Here is an 11,167-nt window from a genome sequence, read left to right as displayed (position 1 = left end):
CTGAAACCTGACACCTCCAATCAACAACTAATTCTATTTTTGCGTAACATCAGTTAATAATTTTAGTGATAATTAACAATTAAAATGCTTTATTGGTTAATGAAATCTGAACCACAAGTATATAGTATAGAAGACTTAAAACAAGAAAATACCACTATTTGGGATGGTGTCAGAAACTATCAAGCCAGAAACTATTTAAAACAAATGCAAATAGGAGATATAGCCTTTTTTTATCACTCTAATTGCAAAAATATTGGTATTATTGGCTTAATGAAAATTGTCGAGACTAATGTATTCGATCGAACCCAATTTGACACAAAAAGCCCTTATTTTGATGAAAAAGCCACAGAAAACAAGCCCCGTTGGCATACAGTTAAAGTACAATTCAAAGAAAAATTTGAGGAAATAATAAGTTTAAATACTTTAAAACAACAATTCACAGAAGAAGAATTATTAGTAGTCAAAAAAGGCAACCGTTTATCAGTCATACCCGTACCAGAAAACACCGCCCAAAAAATTCTTTTAATGAGCAGTAAATAAACCCTAATTATCATAATCGCTTTAGCAGATTTAAGCTATTAGCTTCGTCAATTTATGCGAAGCGAGTTAACTATTTTTTATGTATAGGTAGTAATTTCTAAAACTTTACCTAACATTGCGATCGTCATAATATCATCTCGAATGACACCCTGCACTTGTACCTTTAACCCATCTTGAAGAATCTCTTGGGGGGGTTGATATAACTCATAGACTTCTCCTGTATCGCTCACTAAAGTCCATGCGCCAACGCCAATACTTTGATATTTGATTTCGCCCTTGATATTCATAAAACCTCTAAAATAACAATAACAGTAGTCCGAGATTGACCCGCTTTTATTACTTCCTATCCTAAGTGAGAATGCTCGAAGTTGCACTAAATTCCTGTGAATTAGTTCCCTTACTCCCTGCTTCGCTGTATATTAGGAAATTCAAGACTTGGTACTGACTACTGCTATTATTATTGATATTCACGAAAACGGAAACGTAACCTACCGTAAACAGCTTATTTAACCTCCTATAACTTCTTTTTCCTTACCTAAACCGATACTTTATAGAGTTGCACTGAAATATTGATCTACCTGATAAACTATGATCCTTTAGACCTATCTTGTTCAGTTCCATCGCTCTCTGTTGATAGCTTAGGAAATTTGAAACAGAAAACTAACTGCTGTTTCGGTAATCGAGAGACAGATAACACGTATCTTTTTCAGCCTTTTCACCTCGCTTTTTCAATAGAGTTTACACTAGCTGTTTCGTCAATCGAAAGAAGTTTTTAATTAACTTATTTAACTTCTATATTTATAAGATAACAATATTTTCTCAGAAAAGGAAGGTAAATTTACAAAACTTTACATTTATCCAAATTTGAACCTAAAGACATGAAAAATTTAAAAGGAAAAATAGAGAAGAATAGATGATAAAGGCATCATTAATGAGAAAAACCTTATTAAAATTGAGATAATTTGATTTTACCTTTTCCGACAACTTTGTAAATTAGTTTTTGATAACAGTAAGTAAATCTACCTGTTTTTCCAATAAACAACAATGACCACTATCAGGAAGTAGATTAATATTAGAGTTAGTAAAAATATTGTGTAGTCTTGTCGCTTCTTCAAAAGAAGGTAATAATTTATCCTCTCCTGAAGCAATAATTAGGACTTCATTTTTGTATTGATTTAATTTGTCTTGATTAACAAAAAATTTTTCTAACAAATTGATGCGCCATGATACAATGGAGGGGGGGAGCGATGCCATAACCGCTAAAAGTCTTCGTCTTTCCCTGAAATTAAGGGCTTCGAGCTTTGCAAGAAAAGGTAATAAGATTAAAGTGGAGCTTTTATAGACAAAATCGGGCATAACTTGGGTGATATAACTACCTAAATTTAACCAAGGGCGTTGATAAAAAGCTGAAGCGGAGTTGATTAAAATAACTTTAGTCAGTGGGGTAGAGAGATTTTCCATTAACTTCATAGCTAAACAAGCGCCAAAGGATTCGCCACAAAGATATATTTCCTTATCTTGTTTGAGAAGGGGTGAAATAAGAGTTATTAATTGTTGAGTTAAGTCTTGCCATTGAATACCATAGTAAGGAGGAAGGGCAACACAACGAACATCAAAATTATTCCAAATTTCTCTTTGATTTCGCAGGAGTTTGCCACTACCATCCATACCGGGGAGGTAGATAAAAAGGGGTTTATGGTTATTGGTGGTTTTATGGGGTAGAAATATCAAGGTTTTAATAACAATTAACGATTAACAATTATCTACTATCCACTATCCACTATTTACTATTCATTATTCACTTATTTTACTAATTATGGTCGCACTCTCTATTTGTAATTAAGAATTGATGATGAGTTATAGGATAAGATTTTGAATTGTGGATATTTGCCACGCTATCTTAATTTTTATATTTATTGACGAATTGTTATAGAAAATGACTAAATTTGTATTTGTGACTGGCGGTGTGGTTTCCAGTATCGGAAAAGGGATTGTGGCGGCTAGTTTGGGGCGTTTGTTAAAATCTCGCAATTACTCAGTTTCGATCGTGAAGTTAGATCCTTATATTAACGTAGATCCGGGGACAATGAGTCCTTATCAACATGGAGAAGTTTTTGTTACCGATGATGGTGCGGAAACTGACTTAGATTTAGGGCATTATGAACGTTTTACCGATACTTCCAGTTCTAGGCTTAATAGTGTCACCACTGGCTCAATTTATCAAGCGGTAATCAACAAAGAAAGGCGAGGCATTTATCAGGGTGCAACGGTGCAAGTTATTCCCCATATCACCAATGAAATTAAAGAAAGAATCCATCGAGTCGCTAAAAATAATAGCCCTGATGTGGTAATCACCGAAATTGGTGGTACTGTGGGAGATATTGAGTCTTTACCCTTCCTTGAGGCGATTCGTCAATTTCGCAAGGATGTGGGGCGCGATAATGTGCTTTATCTGCACGTTACCCTTATCCCTTGGATTTCTGTGGCAGGAGAATTAAAAACGAAGCCAACTCAACATTCTGTTAAAGAACTTCGATCGCTCGGTATTCAACCAGATGTGTTAGTATGTCGTTGTCATACCACTATCCCCCATAATATCAAAGAAAAAATAGCAGGATTTTGTGATGTGCCTAGTGAAGCGGTTATTACTTCTTCGGATGCGAGTAGTATTTACGAAGTTCCTTTGATTTTAGAAAAAGAAGGATTAGCAGAGCAAGTATTGCAGTTGTTGCGTTTAGAAAATCGATCGCCTGATTTGCAAAAATGGGAAAGTTTAGTGAGTAAAATGCAACATCCTGAGCATAAACTGAAAATTTCGATCGTGGGTAAATATATTAAACTCAGCGATGCTTATTTGTCAGTAGTAGAAGCGTTAACCCATGCTGGTATTCATTCTCAAGCTGAAATCGAGTTAATTTGGGTGGATGCCGAAGATATTGAAACCCATGGGGCGGATAAATACTTAAAAGATGTCAATGGTATTTTAGTACCGGGAGGCTTTGGAAATCGAGGAGTTGACGGGAAAGTCAAAGCCATTGAATACGCAAGAGAAAATCAAATTCCCTTCTTGGGGTTATGTTTAGGGATGCAGTGCAGTGTTATCGAGTGGGCAAGAAATACAGCACAATTAGAAAGGGCAAATAGTGCCGAATTTGACGAAGAAACCCCTCACCCTGTGATTAACTTATTACCTGAACAAGAAGACGTGGTGGACTTAGGTGGTACAATGCGTTTAGGAGTCTATCCTTGCCGTTTAGTGCCTGATACCCTCGCTCATTCCTTGTACCAAGATGAGGTAATTTATGAGCGTCATCGTCATCGCTACGAATTTAATAATGGTTATCGTCAGCAATTTCAGGAAACAGGCTATCAAATCAGTGGCACATCTCCCGATGGAAGATTAGTGGAAATTGTCGAATTACCGAATCATCCTTTTTTCCTTGCTACGCAATTTCATCCTGAGTTTAAATCCCGCCCTAGTCAACCTCATCCTTTATTTTTGGGGTTTATTAAAGCCTGTCTCGGTAATTAGGTGTTGTCTCATAGTATTTTGATGAAGAGAGGGAAGAGGGAAAAGGGAAAAGGGAAGAGTTAATAATGAATAATTGTTAATTTATAATCCATTATTTTCTGGTTTTTGTTGGGTTTCGTTTTCTCAACCCAACCTACAAATTAATTCATTTTTTGTTGATTCAAACACAATTCTCGAAAATGATCTCCTCGATGTTCAAAGCTACGATATTGATCAAAACTAGCACAAGCTGGAGAAAGTAACACTACTTTGGCTTTTGTTTCTTCGGCTAATTGTTTCCCTCTGAATACGGCTTTTTCCATGTCGTTGACTATCTCATAGTTTTTAAAGCCTTTTATTTCTAATCTTTCGGCAAATAATGAGGATGCTTCACCAATTAACAACACAGACACACATTTTTCTTTGATTTTGTTTATCCACGCTGTGTCATCTCCTTCTTTGGCTTCCCCTCCTGCAATGAGAATAACGGGAGATGCTACTGAGTCTAACCCTACTTCGGCGGCATCATAGTTAGTGGCTTTACTATCATTGATATAATCCACCCCGTTGATGGTGGTAATTAATTCTAAACGGTGAGATACTCCTGTAAAAGATGATATTGTTTCCACGATCGAACTCTTACTTACTCCTGCAAGTCTAGCGGCGGCGGTTGCCATTAAAACATTTTGTAAATTGTGTTTTCCTACCATTTTAAACAGGGAAATAGGTGCAATTAATTCCTTAAAAGCGACTATCCAAGAGTCTTCTAAATAGACTCCTTTTTCTATATCTCCTAATAAAAATTCTTTGCCTTGAATACTTGTCCAATATACGTTTTTCCAGTCTAAATTTAAACCTAAATTATGTAAATATGGATCATCTCCATTTAAAATTTTAGATGTCGATCGTTGCAATAAAGTTGCTTTAATAAGATGATAATTTTCGAGGGTTTTATGTCTTGCTAAATGATCAGGTGTGAAGGTTGTCCATACTCCAATTTTAGGGGATAATTCGATCGAAGACTCAATTTGATAACTACTAATTTCTGCTACTACCCATTCAGGAGGATTATTTAAGGCAGATAAGGCTAATTCACAAGCCGCATAACCGATATTGCCACAGGCGCTCGTATTGATACCTCCCGTTTTTAACATAGCTTCAATTAGGGCAGTCGTAGTGGTTTTGCCGTTTGTACCAGTCACGCCAATCCAAGGAGAAGATTTGAGATATTGCCAAGCCAACTCCATTTCCCCGATGGTTTTAATGCCTTGTTGACGGGCGGTTACTAATAATGGTATATCCCAAGGCACTCCGGGGCTAACTACAATTAAATTGGGCTTATTTTGCTCATTTAGGGGCATATTTTGTCCTAACTTGACGGTTATGCCCTCCTGTGCCAGATTTTCTCTAATTTTCTCTAAGGCTTCGGAGTTTGAACTGTCATAGATAGTGACTTGATGATTTTCTGTTTTTAAAATTCGTGCGGCGGCGATGCCAGATTTTCCTAAACCAATGATATTAACGTTGCCCATTTATTTATAATTTTTTTTAATAATTATCTATTTGTAAAAGTTAACTAATCAATTTTAATTGTTTATCTGTTTTTTCTTCTCTTTTTTTGCCAAGTTTTCCTAGCTTCTTTATACCATTTTTTCACTCTTAAATCTAAAGAAAATCCCCTTCTAGTTTGAATAATTATTGTACCACTAACTCGATCGTGAAAAGTTTGATTATATTCATCATCGGTTAAAGCCGTTACCCCGTCAATAATTAGGGGAGTACAAAACAAAGCCATGAGCAAAAAATCAGCAAAATTGACTTTCAAACCGATCATGGTGAGAAATGCGACAATGGCAATAATACCTTCTCGTTTTGTTAAAGCTAGAATTTGAGGAAGACGTTTGAGACGAGCATCGGTAATTTTTAAATCCATCGCCCAACGTCCTAAACTTTGTCCTTTGTTTTTATCGACTATAACGACTCGTAAAATGAACCATAGCAAAGAGAAAATGAGAAATTCTAAGAAAATGTTGGTTACAAGGGAGGATATTATCCAAACTGTCACAAAATCAATTAAAAAAGCATAAGCCCTTCGATCGAACGGTGCTTTAGGCGATCGACGATACTGGATTTCTTCGCTATACATGATCGGGGATTCAATATTTTTTGCCAATTATGGGATTATCTGTTATTATAAATGAAAAGGTATTCGTGGGAGTCTGTAAATATGCCAAGATTAAAACGTTGGGAATCCCCTAGAAGGGAAGGAAGAAACGATAAAGGAAAAGGAGGCACAGCCAAGAAAAAACAATGGCAAAAACGTCTCAAAATGTTAAAAAGTAAGCTCAAAAATAACAACAGTGGGGAAGTTAAAAACTTCCCTTTTTTTATGGCTCAATTATTCATAATAAGGGTATTTATTCTGTCATTGCGAGGCACGAAGCAATCTTAATAAAATTGTCATGGAGATTATGAGTTTTAACTTTTTCAAGGTTGAATATTATTCCCATCGTACTAACTAATAACTTAATTACTTTCCGCTTGTTGAATAGTTTTAATAATCATAATATTTAATTAATTTTAATTTTTTTGTTGAAGTTTAATTAACCACTTTTCCGATGACAATTATACAAGGAGATAAAGAAATATTTGCAGTTTTTTCGACAATATTATTCAATGTACCTTTCCAAATTTGTTGCTGTGGATTTCCGCCGTTTTTAATAATGGCAATGGGATAATCGATCGATCGACCATACTCCTGTAATTTTTGAGTGATGACGGGAAGATTTTTTCCTCCCATGAGAATAACGAGAGTATCAACTTGACTTAATATTGACCAATTGAGTATATTCGGATCATGTCCTGTGAGAATAGTTAAACAACGACTATCATCCTTTTCTGTGAGCATGATATTAGCCCATAAAGGCACAGCAAGGGCGGAAGAAATACCGGGGATAAGCTCAATATCTGTATTAAGATGACTTAAAGCCTCTAATTCTGGGTTAATACGCCCAAAAATTGCAGGATCACCGCATTTAAGACGAATAACGGTATGATATTCTTGGGCATACTTGACTAATAAATCATTGATGCTGGTTTGAGAAGTACTGACTTTACCGCCTCTTTTGCCTACACAAATCTTGACACATTCATCAGAAGCGATGTCGAGAATTTCCTTTTCAATTAAGGCATCATAAATAATAACCTGCGCCTGAGAGATAATTCGATAACCTTTAACGGTAAGATAGTCAACTCCGCCAATTCCTGCACCAATAAAATAAACCGTCATCTAATGAATTAAGAATTAAGAATTAAGAATTAAGAATTAAGAATTAAGAATTAAAAAAGCCCGAATTATTAATTAGACTTCTGGTAAAAAGATTTTTAATTGGTTTGTAGTGAGGGCTTCAGCCCTTGTTGTGCTAATTAAATGAGTTTGTTTGCAAAACATTTTGTTACAAAAATTTGATAAAATCAACAATGTGTGGGTAAACGATAACTTTAGGTAATATCTCATACCTCGCTAAGAAATAAATTTCATGGCTAACAGCTACCGTCTGCTAAAGCGACTCAAATAAAAAAAATCAGAAAAGTAATTGTGATTGCGAGATACTATCAACAATCTCGAAACTTTATATTATTTAAAATAAAGTCGGTTTTATTAACTAATCACTAATCACTATTCACTAATCACTATTCACTATTCACTATTCACTATTCACTATTCACTATTCACTATTCACTAATTAATATTTGGTGCTTTTAATGCCACAAATTGTGTTTTATTGTCCGCAACTTGTAAACTAGGTACGGAATGACGTAATAATGCCGTCAATTTTTGGGTACTAGCATCATAAATTTGGGTGACGATTTTAGGATATAATCCAATACCGATAATAGGAATGAGAAGACAAGCTATAATAAATACTTCCCTAGGCTCGGCATCGACTAATTTGGTATGAGAAACTAATTCTTTGTTTTCTTCTCCGTATAATATCTCCCTCAACATGGATAACAGATAAATGGGAGTTAAGATGACACCCACGGCGGCGAGGGATACCATTATCAATTTAAAGGTGAAGCTATAAGCGTCACTGGTGGCAAAGCCGATAAATACCATCAATTCTGCGACAAATCCACTCATCCCGGGTAAGGCAAGAGAAGCCATAGAGCAAGTTGTCCACATTGCGAATATCTTTTTCATCTGTTTGCCTATTCCCCCCATTTCGTCTAACATCAAGGTATGGGTTCGATCGTACGTTGCACCTACCATAAAGAATAGACTAGCACCGATTAAACCGTGAGAAATCATCTGTAACATTGCTCCACTCATCCCAATATCGGTAAAAGAAGCAATACCAATCAAGACAAATCCCATGTGAGAGATAGAAGAATAGGCAATTTTGCGTTTCAGGTTGCGTTGGGCAAAGGAAGTAAAGGCTGCATAAATAATGTTTACTACCCCCAAAATAATTAAAATTGGAGCAAAAGTAGCATGGGCATCGGGCAACATTCCTGCATTCATCCTAATTAACGCATAGCCTCCCATTTTTAACAAAATCCCTGCTAGTAACATATGGGCTGGGGCAGTAGCTTCTCCGTGTGCGTCTGGTAGCCATGTATGAAGAGGAAAAATGGGCAATTTCACACCGTAGGCAATTAATAAACCACCGTATAATAGTAATTGTAGGTTAAATCCGAAATCTTTTTGTGCGATCGAAACCATATCAAAAGTAACGGTATCACCATAGAAAGCCATCGTTAGCGCCGCTACAAGGATGAATAACGAGCCTCCAGCAGTGTAAAGGATAAATTTAGTCGCCGCATACAGTCGCCGTTTACCGCCCCATATAGACAGGATAAGATAAACAGGTACTAATTCTAATTCCCACACAAGGAAGAAAAGTAGCATATCTTGTACAGCAAACACAGCAATTTGTCCGCCATACATTGCTAACATGAGGAAATAAAAGAATTTAGGCTTTAAACTGACAGGCCAAGCCGCTAAAATAGCTAAAGTAGTGATGAAACCCGTGAGTAAAATTAAGGGCATGGATAAACCATCAGCACCTACAGACCATTTTAGATCAAGATCGGCAACCCATGTATAACTTTCTACTAATTGTAAATCAGGGTTATTGAAGTCGTAGCCTTGATAAAAAGCATAGACAATCAACACGAAATCAATTAAGGCAACGCTTAAGGCATACCATCTAACATTTTTACCATCTTTATCAGGAATAATGAAGACAAATAAAGAGGCAATAATAGGAAAAAGAATAATAGTTGTTAACCAAGGAAAATTTGTTAAATCCATTTGTAAGTAAGTTGCTATATAAATGCTTATTAGTCATCTATGATTTTTCAATTAGTCATAGATTTGTCTCAATGACTAGATAATGAGTCTATATCAACAATCTAGCAATATTTTTTGAGAATCTAACAATTTTTTATGTTAATTTTTGTTTTTAATGGTTTCTGGAGTGACTTTTAATCTTTTATTTTTGCCACACGGTTTTAATATTGACAAATTCGTGCATTCCTTCTATGCTTAGTTCTCTACCATAACCTGAAGATTTCGTACCGCCAAAGGGTAAACGAGGATCGGATTTTACTAAACTATTAATAAATAATGCACCTACTTCTATATCTCTGATGGCAATTTTGATATTTTCCTCGTTATTTGTCCAAATGGAAGCCCCTAACCCGAATATGGTACTATTAGCTAGTTCGATCGAACCTTGTAAATCTTTTACTCTAAATAATAGGGCAACTGGTCCAAAAAATTCCTCTGTCATGGCTGGAGAGTTAACGGGAATATCCGTCAAAATGGTAGGAGGATAAAAGTTTCCTTTCCCTTCCACACTTTTGCCACCAATTAACACTTTTGCCCCCATTTCGACACTTTTGTTAACTTGGTTAGTAATATCCCTTAAAATAGCAGGGGTTGCCAAAGGACCTAAATCGGTGTTAGGGTTAAAAGGATCACCCATGACGATTTTTTGATATTTTTCTACTAATAACTGTTCAAATTTAGGTGCGATCGAATCCTGTAGAATAAATCTTTTAGCAGCGATACAAGTTTGACCATTATTCAACATTCTAGCAGTAACTGCCACCTCTACCGCTTCCTCAATATTAGCATCCTCCAACACAATAAAAGGATCACTGCCTCCCAACTCTAACACAGATTTTTTCAATTCCTGCCCTGCGATGGAGGCAACACTTTTTCCTGCTAATTCACTCCCCGTGAGGGTGACGGCTTTCACTCGACTATCCCTTAACACCCCTTCCACTTGAGGAGATTCGATGAGTAAACTTTGAAAAACCCCTTTAGGAAAACCTGCGGATAATAAGATAGATTCGATGGCTAAAGCGCATTGAGGCACATTAGAAGCGTGTTTAAGTAAGCCAACGTTACCAGCCATTAAAGTAGGGCAAAGAAAGCGAAACACTTGCCAAAAGGGAAAATTCCAAGGCATCACTGCCAAAATAGCGCCTAAAGGTTGATAAGTGACAAAACTTTTACTAGCATCGGTTTCAATATATTTAGGAGTCAAAAATTCTTCAGCTTTTTCGGCATAAAAACGACATACTAAGGCACATTTACTAATTTCAGCAAGTGCCTGTTTAATGGGTTTACCCATTTCTAACGTCATCAATCTTGCGTATTCTTCTTGATTTTTTTCTAATATTTCCGCAGTTTTGAGCAATGTTTCTCCTCGAAATTCTAAAGATGTGAGACGATAATCTTTAAAAGCAGACACCGCTAAATCTAGTTTTTCGTTGATTTGCGCAGTAGTTAAAGGAGTAAAGGTTTTAATAATTTCTTGGTTATAGGGATTAATAGTTTCGATCGTCATGGCTTTTTTTGTTTTACTATAGGTTAAGGTCAAATTGAAAATATTTATTTTTTGTCTTGTTTATTATTGACGTGGATAATTTAAGGATATATTAAAATTAATAAATTCTTCCCATAGTAAAAAAATAACAAAACTAATTATGATTAGAAACTTAATTTAATAATCAGAAAAAATCCATAAAAAGGGAGTAAGTAGGGGTTGCTGAAAAAGTCTTTTGATGAAGATAGGGAAGAGCGGATTTGGGAAAAGGGAA

General features: G+C 35.8%; 10 protein-coding genes. 3 read left to right on the top strand and 7 right to left on the bottom strand.

Features of this window, described 5'->3' with window-relative positions; genetic code table 11:
- Nucleotides 1-99: 99 nt before the first annotated feature.
- Complete coding sequence (locus ACN4EE_RS19860) at nt 100-540, top strand: EVE domain-containing protein (RefSeq protein ID WP_431708232.1); 441 nt, start codon at nt 100-102, stop codon at nt 538-540.
- Nucleotides 541-617: 77 nt separating this feature from the next.
- On the opposite strand, the gene ACN4EE_RS19855 is transcribed toward ACN4EE_RS19860, so the two are convergent.
- Both ACN4EE_RS19855 and ACN4EE_RS19850 read right to left on the bottom strand, forming a co-directional pair.
- A complete protein-coding gene (locus ACN4EE_RS19855; protein WP_431708231.1) occupies nt 618-827 on the bottom strand; it encodes a hypothetical protein in 210 nt (69 codons plus the stop codon).
- A 706-nt stretch (nt 828-1,533) separates the two neighbouring features.
- Entirely contained in the window at nt 1,534-2,271 is a 738-nt protein-coding gene (locus ACN4EE_RS19850; RefSeq protein WP_431708230.1) for an alpha/beta fold hydrolase, read from the bottom strand.
- A 205-nt stretch (nt 2,272-2,476) separates the two neighbouring features.
- Between ACN4EE_RS19850 and ACN4EE_RS19845 the strand changes: the two genes are divergently transcribed.
- Nucleotides 2,477-4,072 (top strand): CTP synthase, encoded by a 1,596-nt coding sequence (locus tag ACN4EE_RS19845; RefSeq protein ID WP_431708229.1) that lies wholly within the window; start codon nt 2,477-2,479, stop codon nt 4,070-4,072.
- Between the two features lie 140 nt (nt 4,073-4,212).
- Here the strand turns inward: ACN4EE_RS19845 and murD are convergent, their stop codons facing one another.
- Together murD and ACN4EE_RS19835 are read right to left on the bottom strand one after the other, a co-directional pair.
- Nucleotides 4,213-5,583 carry a UDP-N-acetylmuramoyl-L-alanine--D-glutamate ligase gene (gene murD, locus ACN4EE_RS19840; protein WP_431708228.1) on the bottom strand — a complete coding sequence of 457 codons (1,371 nt, stop codon included), beginning with the start codon at nt 5,581-5,583 and terminating at the stop codon, nt 4,213-4,215.
- Between the two features lie 62 nt (nt 5,584-5,645).
- Complete coding sequence (locus tag ACN4EE_RS19835; RefSeq protein ID WP_431708226.1) at nt 5,646-6,197, bottom strand: RDD family protein; 552 nt, start codon at nt 6,195-6,197, stop codon at nt 5,646-5,648.
- A gap of 81 nt (nt 6,198-6,278) precedes the next feature.
- Here ACN4EE_RS19835 and ACN4EE_RS19830 point away from each other — a divergent pair, with 81 nt between their 5' ends.
- Nucleotides 6,279-6,503, top strand: a complete 225-nt coding sequence (locus ACN4EE_RS19830; RefSeq protein WP_431708225.1) for a hypothetical protein — start codon at nt 6,279-6,281, stop codon at nt 6,501-6,503.
- 147 nt (nt 6,504-6,650) lie between these two features.
- Here ACN4EE_RS19830 and cobA read toward each other — a convergent pair whose 3' ends face one another.
- The 3 genes from cobA to ACN4EE_RS19815 form a co-directional block, all read right to left on the bottom strand.
- Nucleotides 6,651-7,340, bottom strand: coding sequence for a uroporphyrinogen-III C-methyltransferase (cobA, locus tag ACN4EE_RS19825; protein WP_431708224.1), 690 nt, complete (start codon nt 7,338-7,340; stop codon nt 6,651-6,653).
- A 453-nt stretch (nt 7,341-7,793) separates the two neighbouring features.
- Nucleotides 7,794-9,368, bottom strand: coding sequence for an NAD(P)H-quinone oxidoreductase subunit 4 (locus ACN4EE_RS19820; RefSeq protein ID WP_431708223.1), 1,575 nt, complete (start codon nt 9,366-9,368; stop codon nt 7,794-7,796).
- Nucleotides 9,369-9,549: 181 nt separating this feature from the next.
- The gene (locus ACN4EE_RS19815) at nt 9,550-10,914 is read right to left on the bottom strand and encodes an NAD-dependent succinate-semialdehyde dehydrogenase (RefSeq protein ID WP_431708233.1); all 1,365 of its coding nucleotides are present in this window, start codon (nt 10,912-10,914) and stop codon (nt 9,550-9,552) included.
- Nucleotides 10,915-11,167 lie beyond the last annotated feature (253 nt).

Origin of the sequence: Geminocystis sp. CENA526, from assembly GCF_050753365.1 — a bacterium.
Lineage (GTDB): Bacteria > Cyanobacteriota > Cyanobacteriia > Cyanobacteriales > Cyanobacteriaceae > Geminocystis.
The sequence above is the reverse complement of the archived record's forward strand: the minus strand, read 5'-3'. Positions and strand labels throughout refer to the sequence as shown.

Excerpts from the sequence above, each read along its gene's own strand:
- ACN4EE_RS19820 (WP_431708223.1), bottom strand. The coding sequence starts at position 9,368 with ATGGATTTAACAAATTTTCCTTGGTTAACAACTATTATTCTTTTTCCT.
- ACN4EE_RS19815 (WP_431708233.1), bottom strand. The coding sequence starts at position 10,914 with ATGACGATCGAAACTATTAATCCCTATAACCAAGAAATTATTAAAACC.
- ACN4EE_RS19855 (WP_431708231.1), bottom strand. The coding sequence starts at position 827 with ATGAATATCAAGGGCGAAATCAAATATCAAAGTATTGGCGTTGGCGCA.
- cobA (WP_431708224.1), bottom strand. The coding sequence starts at position 7,340 with ATGACGGTTTATTTTATTGGTGCAGGAATTGGCGGAGTTGACTATCTT.
- ACN4EE_RS19835 (WP_431708226.1), bottom strand. The coding sequence starts at position 6,197 with ATGTATAGCGAAGAAATCCAGTATCGTCGATCGCCTAAAGCACCGTTC.
- ACN4EE_RS19860 (WP_431708232.1), top strand. The coding sequence starts at position 100 with ATGAAATCTGAACCACAAGTATATAGTATAGAAGACTTAAAACAAGAA.
- ACN4EE_RS19830 (WP_431708225.1), top strand. The coding sequence starts at position 6,279 with ATGCCAAGATTAAAACGTTGGGAATCCCCTAGAAGGGAAGGAAGAAAC.
- murD (WP_431708228.1), bottom strand. The coding sequence starts at position 5,583 with ATGGGCAACGTTAATATCATTGGTTTAGGAAAATCTGGCATCGCCGCC.
- ACN4EE_RS19845 (WP_431708229.1), top strand. The coding sequence starts at position 2,477 with ATGACTAAATTTGTATTTGTGACTGGCGGTGTGGTTTCCAGTATCGGA.